The sequence below is a fragment of the Streptomyces sp. CA2R106 genome (assembly GCF_037034245.1).
GTDB lineage: Bacteria > Actinomycetota > Actinomycetes > Streptomycetales > Streptomycetaceae > Actinacidiphila.
The window spans coordinates 20,385-43,375 of sequence record NZ_JBAGKC010000031.1 but is presented as its reverse complement, the minus strand read 5'-3'; the positions used below and the strand labels follow the sequence as shown (position 1 = coordinate 43,375).

Annotated in this window: 18 protein-coding genes; 8 read left to right on the top strand and 10 right to left on the bottom strand. The window is 70.9% G+C overall.

Annotated features, from left to right (window positions below; translation table 11 throughout):
• Positions 1-61: 61 nt before the first annotated feature.
• The 8 genes from WA788_RS30205 to WA788_RS30170 all read right to left on the bottom strand — a co-directional run bounded on the left by WA788_RS30205 (position 62) and on the right by WA788_RS30170 (position 8,936).
• Positions 62-1,135: an MCE family protein gene (locus WA788_RS30205; protein ID WP_335982696.1), complete on the bottom strand. Its 1,074-nt coding sequence runs from the start codon at positions 1,133-1,135 to the stop codon at positions 62-64.
• A complete protein-coding gene (locus WA788_RS30200; protein ID WP_335982694.1) occupies positions 1,132-2,163 on the bottom strand; it encodes an MCE family protein in 1,032 nt (343 codons plus the stop codon). Before WA788_RS30200 ends, WA788_RS30205 begins: the two co-directional genes overlap by 4 nt.
• Positions 2,160-3,464, bottom strand: a complete 1,305-nt coding sequence (locus WA788_RS30195; RefSeq protein ID WP_335982693.1) for an MCE family protein — start codon at positions 3,462-3,464, stop codon at positions 2,160-2,162. Before WA788_RS30195 ends, WA788_RS30200 begins: the two co-directional genes overlap by 4 nt.
• Positions 3,461-4,348: an MlaE family ABC transporter permease gene (locus WA788_RS30190; protein ID WP_335982690.1), complete on the bottom strand. Its 888-nt coding sequence runs from the start codon at positions 4,346-4,348 to the stop codon at positions 3,461-3,463. The genes WA788_RS30195 and WA788_RS30190 overlap by 4 nt, the downstream gene beginning before the upstream one ends.
• Before the next feature lie 3 nt (positions 4,349-4,351).
• Positions 4,352-5,191, bottom strand: a complete 840-nt coding sequence (locus WA788_RS30185; RefSeq protein ID WP_335982688.1) for an MlaE family ABC transporter permease — start codon at positions 5,189-5,191, stop codon at positions 4,352-4,354.
• 28 nt (positions 5,192-5,219) lie between these two features.
• A complete protein-coding gene (locus WA788_RS30180; RefSeq protein ID WP_335982685.1) occupies positions 5,220-6,206 on the bottom strand; it encodes an ABC transporter ATP-binding protein in 987 nt (328 codons plus the stop codon).
• Between the two features lie 76 nt (positions 6,207-6,282).
• The gene (locus WA788_RS30175) at positions 6,283-8,022 is read right to left on the bottom strand and encodes a DUF6801 domain-containing protein (RefSeq protein WP_335982682.1); all 1,740 of its coding nucleotides are present in this window, start codon (positions 8,020-8,022) and stop codon (positions 6,283-6,285) included.
• Positions 8,023-8,303: 281 nt separating this feature from the next.
• Positions 8,304-8,936 (bottom strand): hypothetical protein, encoded by a 633-nt coding sequence (locus WA788_RS30170; RefSeq protein WP_335982679.1) that lies wholly within the window; start codon positions 8,934-8,936, stop codon positions 8,304-8,306.
• 463 nt (positions 8,937-9,399) lie between these two features.
• Here WA788_RS30170 and WA788_RS30165 point away from each other — a divergent pair, with 463 nt between their 5' ends.
• Positions 9,400-10,641: a helix-turn-helix domain-containing protein gene (locus WA788_RS30165; RefSeq protein WP_335982677.1), complete on the top strand. Its 1,242-nt coding sequence runs from the start codon at positions 9,400-9,402 to the stop codon at positions 10,639-10,641.
• A gap of 71 nt (positions 10,642-10,712) precedes the next feature.
• Here WA788_RS30165 and WA788_RS30160 read toward each other — a convergent pair whose 3' ends face one another.
• The gene (locus WA788_RS30160) at positions 10,713-13,046 is read right to left on the bottom strand and encodes a discoidin domain-containing protein (RefSeq protein ID WP_335982675.1); all 2,334 of its coding nucleotides are present in this window, start codon (positions 13,044-13,046) and stop codon (positions 10,713-10,715) included.
• A 170-nt stretch (positions 13,047-13,216) separates the two neighbouring features.
• Here WA788_RS30160 and WA788_RS30155 point away from each other — a divergent pair, with 170 nt between their 5' ends.
• The 7 genes from WA788_RS30155 to WA788_RS30125 all read left to right on the top strand — a co-directional run bounded on the left by WA788_RS30155 (position 13,217) and on the right by WA788_RS30125 (position 22,006).
• Entirely contained in the window at positions 13,217-14,209 is a 993-nt protein-coding gene (locus tag WA788_RS30155; protein ID WP_335982672.1) for a LacI family DNA-binding transcriptional regulator, read from the top strand.
• A 327-nt stretch (positions 14,210-14,536) separates the two neighbouring features.
• Entirely contained in the window at positions 14,537-15,934 is a 1,398-nt protein-coding gene (locus WA788_RS30150) for an ABC transporter substrate-binding protein (protein ID WP_335982670.1), read from the top strand.
• A 118-nt stretch (positions 15,935-16,052) separates the two neighbouring features.
• Entirely contained in the window at positions 16,053-17,015 is a 963-nt protein-coding gene (locus WA788_RS30145) for a carbohydrate ABC transporter permease (RefSeq protein WP_335982667.1), read from the top strand.
• A 5-nt stretch (positions 17,016-17,020) separates the two neighbouring features.
• Entirely contained in the window at positions 17,021-17,914 is an 894-nt protein-coding gene (locus WA788_RS30140) for a carbohydrate ABC transporter permease (protein ID WP_335982664.1), read from the top strand.
• Positions 17,915-18,037: 123 nt separating this feature from the next.
• Positions 18,038-19,699, top strand: a complete 1,662-nt coding sequence (locus tag WA788_RS30135; RefSeq protein WP_335982660.1) for a glycoside hydrolase family 13 protein — start codon at positions 18,038-18,040, stop codon at positions 19,697-19,699.
• Between the two features lie 149 nt (positions 19,700-19,848).
• On the top strand, positions 19,849-21,603 hold the full coding sequence (locus tag WA788_RS30130) for an NAD+ synthase (protein WP_335982658.1): 1,755 nt from the start codon (positions 19,849-19,851) through the stop codon (positions 21,601-21,603).
• Between the two features lie 214 nt (positions 21,604-21,817).
• Positions 21,818-22,006 carry a hypothetical protein gene (locus WA788_RS30125; RefSeq protein WP_443034115.1) on the top strand — a complete coding sequence of 63 codons (189 nt, stop codon included), beginning with the start codon at positions 21,818-21,820 and terminating at the stop codon, positions 22,004-22,006.
• A 39-nt stretch (positions 22,007-22,045) separates the two neighbouring features.
• Here WA788_RS30125 and WA788_RS30120 read toward each other — a convergent pair whose 3' ends face one another.
• The gene (locus WA788_RS30120; protein WP_435133053.1) at positions 22,046-22,966 is read right to left on the bottom strand and encodes an endonuclease/exonuclease/phosphatase family protein; all 921 of its coding nucleotides are present in this window, start codon (positions 22,964-22,966) and stop codon (positions 22,046-22,048) included.
• Positions 22,967-22,991: the final 25 nt, after the last annotated feature.

Here is a 22,991-nt window from a genome sequence, read left to right as displayed (position 1 = left end):
GGCCGGCGGCCGGTGCGCGGCGGCCGGGGGGTGGTGCGGCGCAGCCGCCGCGGGAAGAGGGTCACGACGCTCCTCCGGTCGCCTTGGGCGGCATGCAGCCGGTGGTCGGCTGGGTGCCGCTGGGCAGGTAGTTCTTGGGCACCAGGCCGCACAGGTAGCTGTCGAACCAGCGGCCGTTGCCGAGGGTGTTGCCGACCACCTGGTAGTAGGGGCCGGCCAGGGCCAGCACCTTGTCGAGGCTGGCCTGGTTGGCGAGCAGCACCCCGGTGACGCGGTCGAGGGCGTCGAGGGTGGGGGCGAGCTGCTGGGTGTTGTCGGTGACCAGGCCGTTGAGCTGGGTGCCCAGGGACTGGGTGCCGGTGAGCAGGGAGTGGATGGCGGTCCGCCGCTTCTCGACCTCGCCGAGGAGCAGGTTGCCGTCGGAGATCAGCTGCTGGAAGCGGCTGTTCTGGTCGGAGAGGGTCTTGGTGAGCTGCTTGCTGCCGCTGAGCAGCGAGGCGAGTTGGGCGTCGCGGCTGGAGATGGTCTTGGACAGCGACGACAGTCCGGTCGCGGCGGTGCGCACGGAGTCCGGGGTGTCCTTGAAGGTGTCCGCGATCGCCTGGAAGCTGGCGGCGAGTTGCTTGGTGTCGATCGCGTCGAAGGTCTGCCCGAGGCCGTTGAACGCCTGCGTGACGTCGTACGGTGAGGTGGTGCGGGATTTGGGGATGGTGTCGCCGGGGTTCTGCTTGGTGTTGCCGAGCGGGTCCAGCGCGAGGTACTTCTCGCCGAGCAGCGTCTTGATGGCGATGGCGGCGGTGCTGGCGTTGCCGATCCAGGTGTGCCGGACCCGGAAGCTGACCTTGACCTGGGCGCCGTCCAGCCCGACGTGGGTGACCTTGCCGACCTTGACGCCGGCCACCCGTACCTCGTTGCCGCTCTTGATGCCGGCGGCTTCGGTGAAGTACGCGGAGTAGGTGGTGCCGCCGCCGATCAGCGGCAGCGCGTCGGCGTTGTAGGCGACCAGGCTGAGCAGGGCCAGCACCAGCAGGCCGACGATGCCGACCGCGACCTGGTTGCGTTCGCGCAGCGGCCGGAAGAGCGGGCCGCGCCGGGCGGGGTCGCGCAGGCGCAGCGCGGGGGCTCGCAGCGTCATGGCCGGCACCTCGATTCGGTGATCGCTATCCCGGTGGGCGGGGTGCTGCCGTCGGAGGTGGTCACGCCGTGCACGGTGGCCTGGCACAGGTAGAGGTTGAGCCAGGAGCCGTAGGAGGCCAGCCGGCCGATGGTCTGGAGCTTGCCGGGGGTGGTGGTGAGGAACTGCTGCAACTGGGGTGTGTTGTCGCCGAGGTTGGTGGAGACCCGGTTGAGCTGGGCGATGGAGTTCTTCAGCGGCTGCCGGCCGTCCTGGAGCAGGCCGGCGGTGCTGGTGGTGAGTTGGGAGATGGCGGTGATGGACTGGCCGATCGGCTTGCGGTCGGCGGAGAAGCCGGTGACGAGCTGCTGGAGCGAGGTGATCAGGTCGTTGAAGCCGGCCTCGCGGGTGTTGACGGTGGTCAGCACCGAGTTGAGGTTGTCGATCACCTGGCCGATCACCTGGTCCTTCGCGGCGAGCGTGGTGGTCAGCGTGCCGATGTTGCCGATCAGGCTGTCCACGGTGCCGCCCTCGCCCTGGAGGACCTGCACGATCTCCCCGGACAGCTGGTTGACGTCCTTCGGGGAGAGCCCCTCGAAGAGCGGCTGGAAGCCGTTGAAGAGTTCGGTGAGGTCGAGCGCGGGCTTGGTGCGGCTGAGTGGGATGGTGCCGCCGGGGTGCATGCCGGCGCCGACCGGGCCGCTGCCCTGCTCCAGGTCGATGTAGCGCTGGCCGACGAGGTTGAGGTACTTGATGGTGGCGGTCGCCGAGGCGGGCAGGGTGCGGTCCTTGCGGACGGAGAAGTGCACTTCGGCGACCCGGTGCCGGACCACCTTGATCGAGTCGACCTGGCCGACCTTGACCCCGGCGATGCGGACGCTGTCGCCCTTGTTGAGCCCGGTGGTGTCGGTGAACTCGGCGTTGTAGCCGGAGGTGCTGCCGACGCCGGCGCCGGCGATGCTCACCGCGAGCACCGTGGTGGCGAACGCGGTGACCAGGATGAAGATCAGCGACTTGACGATCGGTCCGGTCAGGCTGCGGCGGTTCACTTCACCGTCACCTCCGCCCCGCGGTAGACCGGCCCGGTCAGCAGGCTGCTCCAGTCCGGCAGCTTCGTGGGCGAGGTGTCCATGCTGGGCGCGAGCAACTCGTTGACCAGCTCGTTCTCCTGCGGCGAGTTGGCGACCGGGGTGGTGCCGCGGCCGGTGTACGGGACCGGGTAGCACTGCGGGTCGCCGCTCGCGTCGTACACCGGGGTGTCCTTGCCGGCGACGTACTTGCCGCGGGAGGCGACGGCGGTGACGTCGACGTGCAGGCCCGGTTCGTCGGTGCCCTTGCCGAGCGCCTTGTCCATCTCGGGCACGAAGTCCGCGAGGGTGCGCAGGGTGCAGGGGAAGGACGGGGCGTACTTCGCGAGCAGTTGGAGGGTGCCGCGGCTGTCGGCGGCGAGGTGGATCAGGTTCTGCTTGTTCTGCCGCAGGTAGGTGGTGATGTCCTGGGCGGTGGCGGTCGTCGAGCCGTACAGCGTGCTGAGGTTGGCCTGCTGCTCGGCGATGGTGCCGCTGGTTCTGGTGAAGTCGGTGAGGGCCTGCACGATGTCGGGCGCGGCCGCGTCGTAGGTGTTGCTGACCGTCACGAGCTGCTTGATGTCGTCGGTGAGCGCGGGCAGTTGGGGGTTGAGCCTGGTCAGGTAGCGGTCGAGCTGGACCAGGGTGGTGCCGAGTTCCTGGCCGCGGCCGTCGAGCGCGGTGGAGACCGCGTTGAGGGTGGCGGCGAGTTTCTGCGGCTGGACGGCCGTCAGCAGCGGCATCACGTTGTCCAGGACCTGTTCGAGTTCGACGGCGTCGGCCGACCGGTCCTGCGGGATGGTGGCGTGCGCGGCGAGCGTGGCGCCGGTGCCGGTGGTGCCCGTGCCGGTGGCGGCGCCGGCCGGCGGCACCAGCGCGACGAACCGCTCGCCGAAGAGCGTGGTGGGCAGCATCTGCGCGGTGACCCCGGCCGGGATGTGCCGCATCTGACCGGGGTCGATGGCGAGCGTCAGCCGGGCGCCGGCGCCGTCGGCGTGGATGGCGGTGACCCGGCCGACGACGACGCCGCGCATCTTCACGTCCGCGCCCTGGTTCATCTCGTTGCCGGCGCTGCCGGTCTCCACGGTGACCGTCACGGAGTGCGTGAACGACTTGTCGTAGACGGCCACCGCGAGCCAGGCCAGCAGCGCGGGCACCAGCAGGAAGACGATGCCCGCGGTGCGCCGGCGGGCGGTGCCGCCGAGGCGGCGCAGGCGCGGCCGGGCCGGGGGTGCGGGCGGCGCGGGCGCCGGCCCCGGGGTGCGGGTGTCGGTGGTGGTCATCCCGCCACCCGCACGGTGGTGGTGGCGCCCCACAGCGCCAGCGACAGGAAGAAGTCGGTGAGCGAGATGATCACGATCGCGTTGCGCACCGACCGGCCGACCGCGATACCCACACCGGCCGGGCCGCCCTTGGCGGTGAAGCCGTAGTAGCAGTGCGCGAGGATCACCACGACGCTGAAGATCAGCACCTTCAGTATGGACAGCAGTACGTCCTCCGGTGCGAGGAAGAGGTTGAAGTAGTGGTCGTAGGTGCCGGGCGACTGGCCGTTGAACCACACGGTCACCAGCCGGGACGCCGCGTAGCTGCTGAGCAGGCCGATGCCGTAGAGCGGGATGATCGCCACCACGCCGGCGATGATCCGGGTGGTGACGAGGTACGGCATCGAGCGCACGCCCATGCTCTCCAGCGCGTCGACCTCCTCGTTGATCCGCATCGCGCCGAGCTGCGCGGTGAACCCGGCGCCGACGGTCGCGGACAGCGCGAGCCCGGCGATCAGCGGCGCGATCTCGCGGGTGTTGAAGTAGGCGGAGATGAAGCCGGTGAACGCCGCGGTGCCCAGTTCGTTCATCGCCGCGTAGCCCTGGAGGCCGACGACGGTGCCGGTGGCCAGCGTCATGCCGATCATCACGCCGACGGTGCCGCCGATCACGCTCAGGCCCCCGCTGCCGAAGGCGACCTCGGCGAGCAGCCGCTGCACCTCCTTGAGGTAGCGGCGCAGGGTGCGCGGCACCCACAGCACGGCCTTGATGTGGAAGAGCAGGTGGTCGCCGGTGTCGTCGAGCCAGCGCAGCCAGCGGCCCGGCCGCACCCGGCGGGCGCGGGGCGGCGGCGCGGGGGGCCCGGGCGGCTCGGGCCGCGGGGCGTCCTTGTCGAGCAGGGCCATCGCTCAGGCTCCCTTCTGCGGCACGAGTTGGAGGTAGATCGCGGTGAGCACCACGTTCACCACGAACAGCAGCAGGAAGGTGATGACCACGGACTGGTTGACCGCGTCGCCGACGCCCTTGGGGCCGCCCTTGGGGTTCAGGCCGCGGTAGGCGGCGACGATCCCGGCGATGAAGCCGAAGATCAGCGCCTTGATCTCGGAGATGTACAGGTCCGGCAGCTGGGCCAGCGCGGAGAAGCTGGACAGGTACGCGCCGGGGGTGCCGTGCTGCACGATCACGTTGAAGAAGTAGCCGCCGGCGGTGCCGACCACCGAGACCAGGCCGTTGAGCAGCAGCGCGACGAGCATCGTGGCCAGCACCCGCGGCACGATCAGCCGCTGCACCGGCGAGACGCCCATCACCTCCATCGCGTCCAGCTCCTCGCGGATCTTCCGCGAGCCGAGGTCCGCGCAGATCGCGCTGCCGCCCGCACCGGCGATCAGCAGTGCCACGATCAGCGGGCTGGCCTGCTGGATCACCGCCAGGACGCTCGCGCCGCCGGTGAAGGACTGCGCGCCCAACTGCTGGGCGAGCGAGCCGACCTGGAGCGCGATCACCGCGCCGAACGGGATCGACACCAGGGCCGCGGGCAGGATCGTCACGCTCGCCACGAACCAGAACTGCTCGATCAGCTCGCGGACCTGGAAGGGCCGCCGGAAGGTGTCCCTGATGGTGGTCGCGCCGAGCGTCATCAGCTGCCCGGTCTGGCGCAGCGCCCCGGTGCCGGGGAAGGGGCGGCGCGGTACGGCGGGAGCGGGTGCGGGCGGGCGCGGCGCCGGCCCCGGCACCGGCGGCGCGCTCACGCGGTCACCCCCGCGGCGGGGCCGGTCCTCATGCGTGCTCCTCCTGTACGGGGGCGGCGACCGGGGCGAGACCGGCCTTCATCGCCGCGCGGGCGGCCGGCGGCAGGTCGTCCCACATCGCCAGCACCCGCGCCCGGCGGCGCTGCACGGCCGCGCGCGGCGGCAGTCCGGGGCTCGGTTCGAGCTGGGGTGCGATCCGGCGCGGCAGTTCGTCGACCGCGGTGAGCTGTTCGCGGGCGAGGGTGGCCTCGTCCTTCTCCTCGGCCATCCCGATCGGGCCTTCCTTGCGGCCGCCGAGGAACTGCCGTACGACCGGCTCGTCGCTGGTGAGCAGCAGTTCGCGCGGGCCGAAGGTGACCAGGCGGCGCCGGAAGAGCATCCCCATGTTGTCCGGCACCGTCGCGGCGATGTCGAGATTGTGGGTGACGATCAGCATGGTGGCGTCGATCTGCGCGTTGAGGTCGATCAGCTGCTGCGAGATGTAGGAGGTGCGCACCGGGTCGAGCCCGGAGTCCGGTTCGTCGCACAGGATGATCTGCGGGTCCAGCACCAGCGCGCGGGCCAGCCCGGCGCGTTTGCGCATGCCGCCGGAGATCTCGCCGGGCAGCTTCCGCTCGGAGCCGATCAGGCCGACCATGTCCATCCGCTCCATGACGATGCGGCGGATCTCCGACTCCTTCTTGCGGGTGTGCTCCCGCAGCGGGAAGGCGATGTTGTCGAAGAGGTTCATCGAGCCGAACAGCGCGCCGTCCTGGAACATCAGGCCGAAGAGCTTGCGGGTCTCATAGATGTCCCGCTCCTTGCCGCCGACCATGTCGACGCCGTTCACCAGCACCCGGCCGCGCTCGGGTTTGAGCAGGCCGATCACGGACTTCAGGAAGACGGTCTTGCCGGTGCCGGAGGGCCCGAGCATCACGCTGACCTCGCCGGCCGGCAGAGTGAGCGTCACGTCCTCCCAGACGGTCTGTTTGCCGAAGGACTTCGTCAGACCCTCGACGGTCACTTCGATTCCCATTGCACCTCCCGGGGGTGGTTGCGGTGGACGGACGGGTGGGGGACGTGAGTACGGTCGAACTCCGTACGGCGGGCCGTCACTTGGTGGACCCGGCGCGGACGGGGAGCTGGGGCAGCGGGATGTCGGGCTCGTCGCAGTTCTCGGGTGTGGTGCCGTCCATCGAGCACAGCGGCGCCTGGACGAAGTTGAGGGTGTTGCCGGGTCCCGACAGGGACGCCGTGAAGAGCGAGTCCAGGTTGTCGCCGTCGGGCGTGACACAGCCGGTGAACGGGGGGATGACCAGGTCGTCGTCCACGAGCGGTCCACCCGATGCGATCGTGTAGTCCGGTCTGCCGTCGTCCCCGGGCAGTCCCTCGTCCTGGCGTCCGGTGAGGACGACGTTCAACGGCTTGGTGGTGTGGCAGCCGGCTCCGAGGTGCATGGACACGCCGTTGACCTTCACGTTGCTGATCCGCAGATCCTGGTACCCGCCGACGACAGTGATCTGGGGAATTCCCTGCGACGGGTACCCGGAGCTGACCACGGTCATCGGGCCATCGGCGGCGAAGTCGACGTCGGCGGTGATGGGGACGAACCCGAAACTGAGGAACGTAGAATGGGAGGAGGGAAGTTCGATCCCGAGAAGGGAGTCGACCTCGTAGTAGTTCTCGCTCGTGTTGAGAGCCAGCCTGCGGTTCGAATTGAGGGTGGCCAACCCGGGCTTCCCACGAGGGTCGTTGACGATCATCGCGCCGCTGAGCTTGTTGACGTTGGAGAAGCCGGTGAAGTAACCGCACAGGATCACATCCGGATAGACGAACCCTGCGGGGGGCAGCACGATGGCGCCGGCCGGCGGAACCGGCAGCCGGCTCGGGTCCAGCTCGCCCTTCGGCGCCGCGCCGCAGGACGTCACGCCCGAGCGCGGCGGGGTGTCGAGCGGGACGATGGTGCTGCGGGTGCCGTCGGCCGGACTGCCGGCGGACGGGGAGGAGGACGCCGAACCGGACGGCGTACCGGCTGTTCCCGTGGGGCTGGTCGGAGCGCCGGTGCCGGACGTCGGGTCGCCGGTGCCGGGCACGGTGACCGTCGCGAGAGTGATGTCCTGGCCGGCCTTGGCCGCGCACAGGCCGGTGATGTCGGTGAGCGCGCCGGAGCCGGCGCCGTCCGCGGCGGTCGTGCTCCCGGAGTCGTCGGCCGCGGTGGCGGCGGCGGTGTCCGCGGAGGCGCCGCTGCTGTCGGAACCCGCCCCGCTCGTACCGGAGTCGTCGCCGGTGGACGGGTCCGGCGTGGGCGTGGCCGGGTCGGTGGGGGTGCTGGTCGCAGCCTGCGGGTGCAGCGTCAGGTCCAGGTCGCCGGCGGCGAAGACCAGGTCTCCCCCGGCGGTCACCGACACGCCGGGCACCTTGCCGGTGAAGACCAGGTCCAGGTCGCCGCTGCCCGCCACCGTGGTGGGCTGCGCGGTCAGGTCCGGCCAGACCGCCACAGTGCGCGAGGTGCCCTGCGTGACGTTGGTCTTCATGTCGGCGCTGCCGCCGAGGGTGTCGGCTTCGGCCGGGACCAGCGCGGTGACCGCGGCCCGCGGGATGCCCACGGTGAGCGTCAGGTCGCCCGGCTGGATCGGTTTGCCGACCACCCCGTCCGACGGGTAGGTCTGCTTGATGCCGACGCTGATGTCCTGCGGGTCCTGGCCCGCGCCGAACTGGCAGGTGTACGCGAGTGACACCCCGTCGGCCGCGCCGGTGGCCGCGGAGTCGGTGCCCGGCAGCAGCCCGGCCAGGAGCGCGGCGGCCGCGACGCCCGCGAGCTGCACCACTCGACGCGGACGCGGTCGGCTCACGCGCACGGCACCCCTCATTTCCGAACTCCTTTTCCAGCCCTGGCGGCAGGACATTACGTGTGGGTAATAAGGCCGGACAAGTGATCGAACACCCGAAGATCCGGCCAATTTCCGGAACCGGGGATTCTTGTCACCCCGTGACAAACCCCAACCGGAATTTTGTCCTCCAGTGAGTGCCCCCTCCTGGCGCAGGGACCCCGGCCTCGTGGCGCGGGCCGGGGTCCCTGGTGGTGCGGGTGGGCGGGGGGTGTGGCGATCCGCCCGTCAGGAGATCTGCCGGGTCACGGCGAGGTGATCTGGAGGGTGGTCGGCGAGACGGTGTAGTCGCCGGAGTACGTGGTGGCGTCACCGGAGTTGATCAGGCCGAGGCAGGTGCCCGACACGTTGTACGCGTGCAGGTTGCCGGTGCCCAGCACCTTCAGGTCGTGCGTGGAGTTGGTGTAGGTGACGTCCAGCGTGGCCGCCGTGGTGGAGCTGGCGCCGGCGAAGGTGGCGGTGCAGCCGAGGCCGCTGATGTGCGCCTTGACGCCGGTGAGGGTGCCGGTGGTGACGCCGCCGCTGTAGCTGACCGCGTTCAGGGCCCACGGGGTGCCGTCGGCCGTGACGGTGAAGGTGATGCCCAGCGGGCCGGAGCAGCTGGTCCACGCCACGGAGGCGATCGAGGCGATGCCGGTGCCGCTGGCACCGGTGGTGTTCGCCGCGGTGCCGGTCGCGGTGGACGTCTTGCAGGTGAGCGTGGTGCCGGTGGCGGTGTCCTTCAGGACGGTGTTGGTGGAGGTGCCGGTGAAGGCGCCGCCGCCGGTGACCGTCCACGTGCCGGCCGCGGAGGCCGGGCTGATGGCGAGGCCGAGGGCCGCGGCGAACGCGGCGCCGGTGACGACACCGCCCTTGACGAGAGGCGAGATCTTACGCACGGGCTGTTCCTTCCTGGGAGTTGACGTGCCTGATAAAACCGTCGTCCGCGCTGCTCGAAGCGCGAATTCGGTTGCGACTCACTACCTGGAACGTGGGGTACCGATTCCGGTCGGTTGCCCTTGCGGGGCAGGACGTTACGCACGGGTAACGAGACGGCGCAACAATCGGGCCGAAGAATCTCCACCGATCACTACCGGCCGGTATTTTTCTGTCACCGGGGCAACATCGCCGCCGGCGGCTTTGTAAAGGAGTGAGCACTTGCAGACCGCCGGCCCGCCCGTCGGCGTCCGCCGCGGCGCACCCCGCCGCCCCTGCGGTACGGTCGCCCCGCCGCGCCGGCCCGGGCCCGCGCGGCACCGGCCGACAACGTTTGCGTGTCCATGGGGCTGCGCTCCGTAGACGTTTGGTCTATCTTGCAGCGAGGTCACCGACGCGCGATGGGGCGCTGGGGAGGGGGCGGGGATGACCATCATGCGGCAGACCCCGGAGCACACCGAGTCGCCGGGGCCGATTCCGCGGGAGTTCGCCGCCATCATGCGCCCGGAACTGCCCAGCCTTTTAAAAGAGATGGCGGCTGAAATCGTCACCGCGATCCCCGAATACGGGCACCTCCTGGAGGGCCCGAACAGCCGGGTGATCAAAATCGGGATCGAGCAGAGCATCGCCACGTTCGTGGACCGGGTCGCCGCTCCCACCGCGACCACCTCGCTGCGCGACGACCTGTGCCGCCGGTTCGGCCGCTTCGAGGCGTACGAGGGCCGCAGCCTGGACAACCTCCAGGCCGCGTACCGGATCGGCTGCCAGGTGGCGCTGCGCCGGGTGCGCACGGTCGGGCGCCGCTACAACCTCTCCGCGTCCTTCATGCTCACCTTCGCCGACGCGCTCTTCGCCTACATGGGCGACCTGGCGGAGCTCTCCCGCGAGGGATACGTGCAGGCGCTCGCGGAGTTGGGCGAGGAACCGGACAACCGGCGGCGCCGGCTGCTGCGGCGGATACTCGGCGGCACCGCGGTGGCGCGCAGCGCGCTGGCCGAACTCGCCGAGCACGCGGCGTGGCCGCTGCCGGAGGAGGTCACGATGGTGGCCGTCGCCCCCGGCACCCGGCCGGCCCGGACCGCGCTCGACCGCGACGTGCTCCAGGACTTCGCCGACCCCGAGCCGCACTTACTCGTGCCGGGGGCGTTCACCGAGGAGCGGCGCGCCTCGCTGGCCGCCGCGCTCGGCGGCTGCCGGGCCGCGGTCGGACTGACCACGGGGCTCGGTGAGGCCGCCGACTCGCTGCGCTGGGCCCGGCACACCCTCGCACTGGCCGGCTCCGGGGTGGTCGGGGGCAGCGCGGCCGACGGGGCGGACGACGCGCTGGTCCTCAGCGAGGACCACCTGCTGCCGCTGTGGCTGCTGGGCGACCCGGCGCTGGCCGACCAGATGGCCCGCAAGTACCTCGCGCCGCTGGTCGGGCTGACCCCGGCGCAGCGCACCCGGCTGATCGACACCCTGCGGATCTGGCTGACCACCCGGGGCACCGCGGGCCAGGTCGCCGACCAGTTGGGCGTCCACCCGCAGACGGTCCGCTACCGCCTGCGCATCCTCGACCGCGCGTTCGGCGACCAACTCGCGCACCCGGATGACCGGTTCGCGACGGAGATCGCGCTGCGCGCCCTGCACCTGCGCCGCCACGGCGAGGACGGCACCGCGCCGGCGTAGCGCGCCGGCGTAGCGCGGGACGCCCCTCGTCCCGGCGTGCGGTACGCGGAACAAGGGGCGCCCGGGAGGGGTCAGGAGGCGTATGCCTCCAGTTCCGACAGCTGGCCCGCCGGCCAGCCGGTGTTCGCGGTGAAGGTGAGCCGCAGGTAGCGGGCGGCGGCCGAACTGAGCGTGACCGTCGCGGTGTTGCCCGAGGACGGGTCGAACGTGTAGTCCGCGGCGCCCTTGAGCGTGGTGAACGTCGAGCCGTCGGTGGACCCGAGCACGGAGAGGGTCTGGGTGCGGGTGGCCCACGCGGTGGCCGGCGGCAGCTTCAGCACCAGCCGCCCGAGGGTCCGGGTGGCGCCGAGGTCCACGGTCAGCGACTGCGGGAAGGCGTTGTCGGTGCTCTCCCAGTACGTACTGGCGTCGCCGTCCACCGCGTTGGACGCCGTGTAGACGTCCGCGTGCCCGGTGTCGGTGGCCGGCCGGCCCTGGGCGAGGTTGCCGTCGGAGGGCGGGGTGGTGCCCCCGGTGGAACCGCCGTCCGTCGAGCCGCTCGTCGTACCGCTCGTCGTACCGCCGTCCGTCGAGCCGCTCGTCGTACCTCCGCTGCTGTCGCCCCTGCCCGGCTGCGGCCAGGTGGTGCAGTCGCCCCAGGTGCCGGACCAACCGCTGTTGCCCGAGCCCTGGTTGACGGTGAAGGGCGTCAGGTCCGCCGGGTACGGGCAGTCGTAGACGCCGGTGGCGCCGGTGCCGGTGGCCGTGACATCGCTGAACGTCGCCGACCCGGGTGTCTCCGCCTGCACCACCACGGTGCCGGTGTTCGTCGCGGTCGCGCCGTCCACGGTCACACCGCTGACGTCGTAGCCGTGGCCGCCGCCGGAGACGAACTCGAAGTCGCTGTAGGGGCTGTCGACGAAGGTGGTGCCGGAGATCCGCACATCCACGGACGTGATCGCCGAGTCGTACGAGTCGACCCGCAGCGCCCCCATCGGGTGGCCCCAGTTGGGGTTCAGCGCGCCGGTGCGGATGAGGGTGTTCCCGGAGACCGTGACCTTGCCCGAGAGCGGGTTGAAGGGCTGGAGGAACGCCTGGTTGGAGATGGCCAGGCCGCTGCCGAGGGCGTTGGTGTCGGCAATGACGTTGTCGGACACGGTGTTGTCCGAACCGCCGTAGATCGCGATGCCGTTGGCGAGGTTGGGCTGCACGACGGTGTTGCCGGTGAAGGTGTTGCCGGTGTCCGGCGAGCCCAGCGACCACATGGCGAGCGAGTCGTCGCCCTGGTTGCGCAGGAAGTTGTTCCTGACGGTGACGCCCTGCGCGCTGCCGTCGAGGTTGAGCCCGTCGGCGGTGGTGCCGATGATCCGGCTGTCCTCGACCGTGAGGTTGTCGTTGTCGCCGGTCAGCCACAGGCCGCACTTCTCGCGCTGCACCCACATCCCGGAGACCACGGAGTTCGGGCCGAGGCTGCCGGTGACGAAGTTGTCGGGCGAGCTGTCGTTGCGGGTGCTGACGTCGCCGAACACCGCGAAGTCGTAGAGCTTGGTGTTGCCGGTGGCGGACGTCTGGTCGATGAAGTGCGAACTGTGCACCACCGAGTACCAGTTGCCCGCGCCGCGCAGCGTGACGTCGTCGACCGGGAGCTGCGAGGTGACCTTGAAGTCGCCGGCGGGTATCCACACCTCCTTGCCGGCGGCCTTGGCGTCGGTGATCGCCTGGCGGAACGCCTGGGTGGAGTCGCCGCTGCCGCTGGGGTCGGCGCCCTCGTCGATGACCGACACCGAGTCCGCCGGCTGCGCGGCGGCCGCCGCGACCTGCTCGAAGTCGGCGACGTCGATGGTGGCGGTGCCGGTGTCGCCGGAGTCGATCTGGAGCTTGACCGTGTCGCCGGCGGCGAGGTTCTGGCCGAGTTGCAGCCGGGAGTCGTCGAAGAAGTGGTGGGTCTTGGAGCCGGCGATGTTGCCGGTGTCCACGTAGCTGTACTGCGAGGTGACGGCGAGTTTCCGGCTCAGCTCGGTGCCGTTGACGTAGACCGAGAGGGTGCCGGAGGCGCCCTGCGGCAGGTTGTAGGCGACGTCGACGGCGTTCGCGGCCTTGGTGAGGGTGAACTCGACGTACTGGCCCTGGCCGAGGGTGACCGCCTGGCGGCCGGACGCCTCGGAGGCGACGGTGCCCTGGGTGTAGTCGGGGCCGATCACGGTGCCGTCGGTGTGCGCGGCTTCGGCCTCGTACTCCGTGAACGGCACCGAGGCGCCGCCGGCGGCGTCGAACGGGGAGACGGCCGATGCCTTGGCGGCGGGGCCGGCGGCGGTGGGGGCCGCCGAGGCGGTGGCGGTGGCGGTCAGGGCGATGAGTCCGCCCGCGGCCACTGCCGCCGCGGTGGCCGCGGCCAGCACGAGCGAGGAGCGACGTCTGGTGTCCATGGGGTGGGGGGCTTCCCTTCTGACGGGAGTCGCTGACGTGACGCACACCCTAGGGATGCCGAACACGTCACAGCAAGATGTCGATTGGATTTCGCAAGATTTGGATAGCTTGCAGAGATCTCGCAAATACCCTGCAAGAAACTTGCGGTAGCTGTACTAGAATCGACGCCATGACACGACGACTTGCCGAGGTGGCAAAGAAGGTCGGGGTGAGCGAGGCCACCGTCAGCCGCGTGCTGAACGGGAAGCCGGGCGTCTCCGATGCGACCCGGGCCGCGGTCCTCACCGCCCTTGACGTGCTCGGATACGAACGGCCCACCCAGCTGCGCGGCGAACGCGCCCGACTGGTCGGCATGGTCATGCCCGAGTTGCAGAACCCGATCTTCCCCGCGTTCGCCGAGGTGGTCGGCGGCGCGCTCGCCCAGCAGGGGTTCACCCCGGTGCTGTGCACGCAGACCGCCGGCGGCGTATCGGAGGCGGACTACGTGGAGTTGCTGCTCCAGCAGCACGTCTCCGGGGTGGTCTTCTTCGGCGGGCTCTACGCCCAGGCGGAGTCCCCGCACGACCACTACGCGCGCCTGGCCGAACGCAACCTGCCCACCGTGCTGATGAACGCCGCCATCGACCATCTCGACTTCCCCCGCGTCTCGTGCGACGACGCGGTGGCGGTCGAGCAGGCGATGAACCACCTCATCTCGCTCGGCCACCAGCGGATCGCGCTGGTGCTCGGCCCGCCGGACCACGTGCCCTCGCGCCGCAAACTGGCCGCCGCCCGCCGGGTGGACCCGTCGGTCACCGTGGAGCACGCGCTGTTCACGCTGGAGGGCGGGCAGGCCGCGGCGAGCCGGCTGCTGGCCCGCGGGAACACCGCGTTCATCTGCGCCTCCGACCTGCTCGCGCTCGGCACGATCCGGGCCGCCCGGCGCCGGCGGCTGTCCGTGCCCGGGGACGTCTCGGTGATCGGCTACGACGACTCCTCGCTGATGAACTGCACCGAGCCGCCGCTGACCACCGTGCGGCAGCCGATCGAGGCGATGGGGCGGGCCGCGGTGGACCTGCTCGCCGGGGAGATCAGCGGCGCCTCCGTCGACCACGACGAGCTGTTCTTCGAGCCGGAGTTGGTGGTCCGCGGCTCCACCGGCCCGGCCCGCGCCAACGCGTAGGCGCCGCCAAGGGACGTCCGCCACCCACGGGCGCGGGAGACCGCGCGACCTGCCCGCCGCCATGCCGCGCCGGGCCGGCCGCGCGGTCTCCCGCGCCCCTGCGCGTTCCCCGCCCGTCAGGGCACCCCTGAGCGCCCTCTCCCTGCTGTGACCAAGTCGTGTCTTTGCGAAATTCGCGCGACATCTTGCGGACATCTATCGGGTTAAGTACGTTGAGCCAACCCGGGACGGCGGCGCACTCTCGCGCCGGACGCATGTGCCTCACGTGCCACGGGGGTCCCAGATCGCAGTCCAACGACGCGCAGTGGTTCAGGGGAAGGGCAGAACATGAGCAGAATCGGCTACCGCAGACTGGTGGCAGTCGCTCTGGTCGCGGGGATCGGGTTGACCGGTACCGCGTGTTCCAGCAGCAAGAAGGACGGCTCGGGCAGCACCAGCAGCGCCGACGCCGCGACCCCCTTGGACCCGAAGACCAAGGTGACCATCAGCGTCGACTGCGAGCCGCCGACCACGAAGAAGGCCGAGCGCCGGGAGTGGACCGACGACGTCGCGGCGTTCAACAAGATCTATCCGAACGTCACGATCAAGAGCAAGGACGCCTTCCCCTGCGAGGACCCGGCCAAGTTCACCGCCCAACTCCAGGCCGGCACCCAGACGGACACGTTCTACTCGTACTACACCGACCTCGCGCAGGTGCTCGACGCCGGCCAGGCCGCCGACATCTCGGACTACGTCAACGCCAAGACGATCCCGAACCTGGCGAGCATCGACCCGAGCGTGCTGAACGTCCTCAAGGACGGCGGCAAGCTGTACGGGCTGCCCACCTCGAACTACAAGATGGGCCTGATCTACAACCGGAAGATCTTCCAGGAGGCCGGGCTCGACCCGAACAACCCGCCCACCACCTGGGACGAGATCCGCCAGGACGCCAAGGTGATCTCCGACAAGCTCGGCGGCAAGGGCATCACCGGCTACATGGACAACTCCGGCGGCAACCAGGGCGGTTGGCACCTGGTCTCGGAGATGAACGGCGTGGGCGTGCGCGCGGTCAGCGAGGACGGCACCAAGGCCGCCTTCGACACCGCCGCCACCAAGCAGGTACTCCAGACGCTGCACGACATGCGCTGGACCGACAAGTCGATGCCGGCCGACCCCGGTGTGCAGTGGGGCGACGTCCAGAAGGCGATGGGCACCGGCAAGATCGGCATGTACGTCGGCGCGCCCGACGATGTGACGCTGGAGGTCCAGCAGTACCACGCCGACTACAAGGACCTGGGCATGGCCCCGATCCCCGGCGGCAAGATCGCGCTCATGGGCGGCAACGACTACATGTTCAAGAAGTCGGACAGCCCCGACCAGATCAAGGCGGGCATCGCCTGGATCAACTTCAAGTACCTGACGCTGGGCAAGGGCCAGTTCAACTACGCCCGCACCAAGGCGGACGGCCTGCCGGTCGGCCTGCCCGAGCCGTTCTTCTTCACCGGCTCGGCCAAGGACCAGGACAACCAGCTCAAGACCGCCAGCGCCACCATCCCGGTGGACAACTTCAAGACGTACACCGGCGTCGACACCCCCGTGCTCGCCGAGCCGCCGAACGCGCAGAAGGTCTACACGGTGCTCGACACCGTGATGTCGGGCGTGCTGACCAACAAGGGCGCCGACATCGACAAGCTGCTCAAGACCGCGACCGACCAGGTCAACCAGCTGCTGGCCGCCAGCAGCTGACCGTACGCCCCGCGGGGCCGGTCCGGCGACCGGCCCCGCGGGCACCCGATCCGACCCGCGGCAGCATCCGCGCCACCCCAGCGTCAGCTCCACCTCCAGCTTCAGCCGAGGAGCCCCCATGGCGGCGACGACCGTCCCCGAGAACACGACCAAGCGCCACGCCGGGCGCCCGGCCGGCCCGGACCGGCCCGGCGCCAGACGCGGCCTGCCCCGCAAGGCGGCGGCGAACCTCCAGGCATACGGCTTCCTCGTCGGCGCGGTGGTCTGCTTCCTGGCCTTCTCCTGGTACCCGATGGTCCGGGAGTTCATCATGAGCTTCCAGGACAAGAAGCGCGGGGTGACCTCCTGGGTCGGGATGCGGAACCTCGACCGCGTCTACCACGACCCGTTCTTCTGGACCGCGTGGAAGAACACCGCCGAGTACACCGGCTACGCGCTGGTCATCGGCTTCGCGCTGCCGTTCTTCGTGGCGATCGTGCTCAACGAACTGCGGCACGCCCAGGCCTACCTGCGCATCCTGGTCTACCTGCCGGTGATGCTCCCGCCGGTCGCCGGCGGCCTGCTCTTCAAGTACTTCTACGACCCGGACTACGGGCTCTTCGACCACATCCTGAAGACCCTCCACCTGCCGACCTCGCAGTGGCTGGACTCCTCGCACACCGCGATGATCTCGGTGGTGATCGCGGCCACCTGGATGAGCATGGGCAGCGCCACCCTGGTCTACCTCGCCGCGCTCCAGAACATCCCCGGTGAACTGTACGAGGCGGCCGACCTGGACGGCGCCGGGCTGTGGAGCAAGATCTGGCACGTCACCATCCCGCAGACCCGCATGGTGCTCTCGCTGATGCTGCTGCTCCAGATCGTGGCGACCATGCAGGAGTTCACCAACGTCTTCGTGCTGGCCGGCGGCAACGGCCCGGAGAACTCCACGATGACCGTGGTCTACATGATCTACCAGTACGGATTCCGCTACAACAACCTCGGCAGCGCCGCCGCGCTCGGCCTGTTCCTGCTGCTGGTGCTGATCGTCTTCTCGGGCGTCTACACGCGGCTCAGCCGGACCGACGAGCAGGAGGGATGACGGACATGGCAGCCATCTCCACACCGCAGAACCGCACCCTGATCTCCGCGGCGGCGCTGAACCGCCGCAAGGGCCGGATCACCTACCGGATCGTGCTGACCGTGGTGCTGGTCGTCTTCACCCTGGTCTTCCTCGGCCCGCTGTACTGGATGGTCACCGGCGGCCTGAAGTCCGCGAGCGAGGTCGTCGCGAACCCGCCGACGTACTTCCCCAAGCACCCCAAGCCCGGCACCTACCACACCGCGTGGACCCAGCTGAAGCTCGCGCGGCTGCTGTTCAACACGCTGTACTACGCGTTCGGCGCGCTCGCCTTCCAGCTGGTCTTCGACGTCGCCGCCGCGTACGCGGTCTCCAAGCTGCGCCCGGTGTTCGGCAACGTGATCCTGGCCGGGATGCTGGCGACGCTGATGATCCCCTCGGCGGTGCTGATCGTCCCGCAGTACGTCACCGTGCTCGACCTGCCGCTGCTGCACCTGAACCTGGTCGGCACCCCGTGGGCGATCTGGCTGCCGACGGTGGCCAACGGCTTCAACATCTTCCTGCTGAAGCGGTTCTTCGACTCGATACCGAACGACCTGATGCACGCCGCCGCGATCGACGGCGCCGGGCCGCTGCGCACCCTGTGGTCGATCATCCTGCCGATGTCCCGGCCGATCCTCGGCGTGGTGTCGATCTTCGCGGTGGTCAACGTCTGGAAGGACTTCCTCTGGCCGATGCTGGTGGAGCCCGACCCGGACAAGCAGCCGATCAACCTCGGCATCAACTCGCTGTCGCAGGGCGTCCCGGAGAACGTGATCATCGCCGCGCTGGCCATCTCCGCGGTGCCCACCCTGCTGATCTTCCTGCTCTTCCAGCGCAACATCATGTCCGGTCTGACCGCGGGCGGCCTGAAGGGCTGACGCCCGCGGCACCGCCTGCGCACCACTTCCGCAGCACCCCTCAGCACTCCGCCGCCGGCCCCTGCCATCATCCCCGCGATCGGGGCCGGCGGCGGAGTCCCACCTGCCCGAAAGGACGTTGACGTGGCAGACACCCCTCAGCCCGAGGCCGACGAGAACTGGTGGCGCGACGCGGTCATCTACCAGGTCTACCCGCGGAGCTTCGCCGACAGCAACGGCGACGGGACCGGTGATCTCGCCGGCGTGCGGTCCCGGCTGCCGTACCTGGCCGAGCTGGGCGTCAACGCACTGTGGTTCAGCCCCTGGTACCCCTCGCCGATGGCCGACGGCGGCTACGACGTCGCCGACTACCGCGACGTGGAGCCGGTCTTCGGCTCGCTCGCCGAGGCCGAGAAGCTGATCTCCGAGGCCCTCGCGCTGGGCATCAGGACGATCATCGACATCGTGCCGAACCACGTCTCGGCCGCGCACCCCTGGTTCCGGGAGGCGCTGGCGGCCGGGCCCGGCTCGGCCGCGCGCGAACGGTTCTGGTTCCGGCCCGGCCGCGGCGCGCACGGCGAACTGCCGCCGAACAACTGGCCCTCGCAGTTCGGCGGACCGGCCTGGACCCGGACCACCGACCCCGACGGCACGCCCGGCGACTGGTTCCTGAACCTCTTCGACTCCGGCCAGCCGGACCTGAACTGGAACCACCCCGACGTGCTCGCCGAGCACGAGGACATCCTGCGGTTCTGGTTCGACCGCGGCGCCGGCGGCGTACGCATCGACTCCGCGGCCATGGTCTGCAAGGACCCCGACCTGCCCGACCTGCCAGACCCGGGCGCCGGCGCCGAGGCGGCGCTGCCCGCGCACCCCTACGTCGACCGGGACGACCTGCACGACATCTACCGGAGCTGGCGGCGGATCGCCGACTCCTACCCGGGCGTGCGCATCCTGGTCGGCGAGGTGTGGCTGCCGGACGCCGAGCGGTTCGCCCGCTACCTGCGGCCGGACGAGATGCACACCGCGTTCAACTTCGACTTCCTGGCCTGCCCGTGGGAACCGGACCGGCTGCGCACCTCGATCGACGTCACGCTCGCCGCGCACGCCCCGGTCAGCGCCCCCGCCACCTGGGTGCTGTGCAACCACGACGTGACCCGCACGGTGACCCGCTACGGCCGGGCCGACACCGGGTTCGACTTCGCCACCAAGGCGTTCGGGATACCGACCGACCTGGAGCTGGGCACCCGGCGGGCCCGCGCGGCCGCCCTGCTGACGCTGGCGCTGCCCGGGTCGGTCTACCTCTACCAGGGCGAGGAGCTGGGGCTGCCCGAGGTCGAGGACATCCCGACCGGCAAGTTGCAGGACCCGATGTACCTGCGCTCGGCCGGTACCAACCCCGGGCGCGACGGCTGCCGCGTACCGCTGCCGTGGTCCGGTGCCACCCCGCCGTTCGGCTTCGGACCGGACGGCTCGGCCGAGTCCTGGCTGCCCCAGCCGGTCCAGTGGGCCGCCCGCACCGCCGAGGTCCAGTCCGCCGACCCCGGGTCCATGCTCTCCCTGTACCGGGCGGCGATCCGGCTCCGCAAGGACACCCCGGAACTCGGCCACGGCACCGCCTTCACCTGGCTGGACAGCGCCCCCGGCGTGCTGGCCTTCCGCCGCTCCCCCGGCTTCGTCTGCGTCGTCAACCTCTCCCCCGACCCGGCTCCCCTCCCCGCGCACCGCACCCTGCTACTCACCTCCGCCCCCCTCGCCTCCGACGGCCTCCTCCCGCAGGACACCGCCGCCTGGCTCCTCGCGTAGCGCCGCCTCCCCCTGGGGCCGCCCTCCCCCACAGGCGGCCCCTTCGGTGTGCCCGCCCGCCGGAAGTCCCCCGGAAGCCGTGAGAAGTCCCCTCGGAAAGGAGGAGGGCGGGAGCGACATCGCGTCGGGGTGACGATTAGAGTGGGGGCGTGCCTCAACTACGTCTCGCTCTGAATCAGATCGACTCCCGTGTCGGCGACATCGCCGGGAACCGCGCGGAGGTGGTGCGCCGGGTCCGGTACGCGGCCGAGCAGGGGGCCCACCTCGTCGCGTTCCCGGAGATGATGCTGACCGGCTATCCCGTCGAGGACCTGGCGCTGCGGTCGTCCTTCGTGGAGGCGAGCCGGACGGCGCTGGTGGAGCTGGCCGCGGAACTGGCCGCGGCGGGCCTGGGCGCGCTGCCGGTGGTCGTCGGCTACCTCGGCCGCAGCGAGAACGCGCAGCCGAAGTACGGCCAGCCGGCCGGCGCGCCGCAGAACTGCGCGGCGGTGCTGCACGAGGGGAAGGTCGCGCTGCGGTTCGCCAAGCACCACCTGCCGAACTACGGGGTGTTCGACGAGTTCCGCTACTTCGTGCCCGGCGACACCATGCCGGTGGTGCGGGTCGGCGGCGTGGACGTGGCGCTGGCGATCTGCGAGGACCTGTGGCAGGACGGCGGCCGGGTGCCGGGCGCGCGGGAGGCCGGCGCGGGCCTGCTGCTGTCGGTGAACGCCTCGCCCTACGAGCGGGACAAGGACGACACCCGGCTGGAGCTGGTCCGCAGGCGGGCCCGGGAGGCCGGCTGCACCCTGGCGTACCTGGCGATGGTCGGCGGCCAGGACGAGCTGGTCTTCGACGGCGACTCGATCGTGGTCGGCGCGGACGGCGAGGTCATCGCGCGGGCGCCGCAGTTCACCGAGGAGTGCGTGCTGCTCGACCTGGAGCTGCCCGCGGCCGCCGCCGAGGTGCCGGCCGGGCGGGTCGCGGACGGCCTGGAACTGCGGCACGTGGTGCTGTCCGCCGAGCCGGTCCCGGCGTACACCCCCCGGTACCCCGGCACCGAGGCCGAGCCGCTGGGCGACGAGGCGGAGATCTACGGCGCGCTGGTCACGGGCCTGCGCGCATACGTCGCCAAGAACGGCTTCCGGTCGGTGCTGATCGGCCTGTCCGGCGGGATCGACTCGGCGCTGGTCGCCGCGCTGGCGTGCGACGCGATCGGGGCGGAGCACGTGTACGGCGTCTCGATGCCGTCGGCGTACTCCTCGGACCACTCCAAGGGCGACGCGGCCGAACTGGCCCGCCGTACCGGCCTGAACTTCCGTACGGTGTCGATCGCCCCGATGTTCGACGCGTACATGGAGTCGCTGAAGCTGACCGGCCTCGCCGAGGAGAACCTCCAGTCGCGGCTGCGCGGGGTGACGCTGATGGCGATCTCCAACCAGGAGGGCCAGATCGTGCTGGCCCCGGGCAACAAGAGCGAGCTGGCCGTGGGCTACTCCACGCTCTACGGCGACTCGGTGGGGGCGTACGGCCCGATCAAGGACGTCTACAAGACCACCGTCTTCCGCCTCGCCCGCTGGCGCAACGAGGACGCGGCCGCCCGCGGCGAGACCCCGCCGATCCCGGAGAACTCGATCAGCAAGCCGCCGAGCGCCGAACTGCGCCCGGGCCAGGTCGACACGGACTCGCTGCCGGACTACGACGTGCTGGACCGGGTCCTGGAGCTGTACGTCGACCGGGACCGGGGCCGCGAGGAGATCGTCGCCGCGGGGTACGACGAGGAGCTGGTCACGCGGGTGCTGAAGCTCACGGACACCGCCGAGTACAAGCGGCGGCAGTACCCGCCGGGCACCAAGATCTCGGCGAAGGGCTTCGGCAAGGACCGCCGCCTGCCCATCACCAACCGCTGGCGCGAGGGCGGCTGACCCCCCGCCGGGCCGGCCGCCCGCGGCGGGGGCGGCAACATTCGGCCCGGCCCGGAACTCTTGCCCGGGCCCGGGGGCGGCTGCTGTGATCCGGCCCATGGATGCTTCTGCTGCGGGGCCCGGCCGCTGACGGCGACGTACGACCGGATCGGGGTCGGGTACCGGGACGTGCGGCGCGCCGATCCGCGGCTGGCCGCCCTGATCGACCAGGCGCGTGTTCCTCGACCCCGACGTGCGCCGGGCGAACTCCACCTTCGCCCAACTGCCCGCCGCCGTCGTCGAACCGGCGATCGAGCGGCTGCGCGCGGACCTCGCCTCGGGCGCCTGGCACCGCCGCCACGCCGACCTGCTGGCCTTGGACGCCGTCGACTACGGCTACCGCCTCCTCGTCGCGGGGGGCTGACCCCCGCCCGGCAACGGCAGCGCGGCAACAGCGCGTTGGTCAGGGGACGTCGAGCCGGGCGGCCACCGGCAGGTGGTCGCTGCCGGTGCGGGGCAGCGTCCAGGACGAGACCGGCTCGATGCCCTTGACCATGATCTGGTCGATCCGCGCCATCGGGAAGGACGCCGGCCAGCTGAAGCCCATGCCGTTGCCCGCGGCGCCCTGGGTGGAGCGCATCTGCGAGGTGACGGAGGCGAGCGCGCGGTCGTTCATGGTGCCGTTGAGGTCGCCGAGGAGCACCACGTGCGGCAGGGTCTCCGCGGCGATCGCCGAACCGAGCGCGTCGGCGGCCCGGTCGCGCTGCCCGGCGGTGAACCCGGCGTCGAACTTGACGCGTACGGACGGCATGTGCGCGACGTACACCGCGACCTTGCCGTGCGGGGTGGCGGCGGTGGCGCGCATCGCCCGGGTCCAGCCGAGCCGGATGTCGACCGGACGCACCGAGCTGAGCGGGTACTTGCTCCACAGCCCGACGGTGCCCTGCACCGAGTGGTAGGGGTAGGCGGCCGCCAGGTCGCGGCTGTAGCGGGCGACCTGCCCGGCCGCCAGTTCCTCCAGCGCGACCACGTCCGCGTGCGCGGCGATCACGTCCTTGGCGGTGCCGTCCGGGTCGGGGTTGTCGGCGTTGACGTTGTGCGTGAGGACCGTGAGATTGCCGCCGGTCCCGGCCTTGTCGGTGAGCAGCCCGCCGAAGAGGTTGAACCACACCGCGGTCGGCAGCAGCACCGCGATCAGCGCGGTGACCGAGCGCCGCAGCAGCGCCACCACCAGCAGCACCGGCACGAGCAGGCCGAGCCAGGGCAGGAACGTCTCCAGCAGGCTGCCGAGGTTGCCGACCCGGTTGGGCACGTCGGCGTGGAAGAGCAGCAGTCCGGCGAGCACGACGGCGACCACCGCCGTGACGATGCCGCGCCGCCACATCCCCGCGGGCCGCCACCACCGCAGG

Excerpts from the sequence above, each read along its gene's own strand:
- WA788_RS30205 (WP_335982696.1), bottom strand. The coding sequence starts at position 1,135 with ATGACGCTGCGAGCCCCCGCGCTGCGCCTGCGCGACCCCGCCCGGCGC.
- WA788_RS30195 (WP_335982693.1), bottom strand. The coding sequence starts at position 3,464 with ATGACCACCACCGACACCCGCACCCCGGGGCCGGCGCCCGCGCCGCCC.
- WA788_RS30190 (WP_335982690.1), bottom strand. The coding sequence starts at position 4,348 with ATGGCCCTGCTCGACAAGGACGCCCCGCGGCCCGAGCCGCCCGGGCCC.
- WA788_RS30180 (WP_335982685.1), bottom strand. The coding sequence starts at position 6,206 with ATGGGAATCGAAGTGACCGTCGAGGGTCTGACGAAGTCCTTCGGCAAA.
- WA788_RS30165 (WP_335982677.1), top strand. The coding sequence starts at position 9,400 with ATGACCATCATGCGGCAGACCCCGGAGCACACCGAGTCGCCGGGGCCG.
- WA788_RS30160 (WP_335982675.1), bottom strand. The coding sequence starts at position 13,046 with ATGGACACCAGACGTCGCTCCTCGCTCGTGCTGGCCGCGGCCACCGCG.
- WA788_RS30155 (WP_335982672.1), top strand. The coding sequence starts at position 13,217 with ATGACACGACGACTTGCCGAGGTGGCAAAGAAGGTCGGGGTGAGCGAG.
- WA788_RS30150 (WP_335982670.1), top strand. The coding sequence starts at position 14,537 with ATGAGCAGAATCGGCTACCGCAGACTGGTGGCAGTCGCTCTGGTCGCG.
- WA788_RS30145 (WP_335982667.1), top strand. The coding sequence starts at position 16,053 with ATGGCGGCGACGACCGTCCCCGAGAACACGACCAAGCGCCACGCCGGG.
- WA788_RS30140 (WP_335982664.1), top strand. The coding sequence starts at position 17,021 with ATGGCAGCCATCTCCACACCGCAGAACCGCACCCTGATCTCCGCGGCG.
- WA788_RS30120 (WP_435133053.1), bottom strand. The coding sequence starts at position 22,966 with ATGTGGCGGCGCGGCATCGTCACGGCGGTGGTCGCCGTCGTGCTCGCC.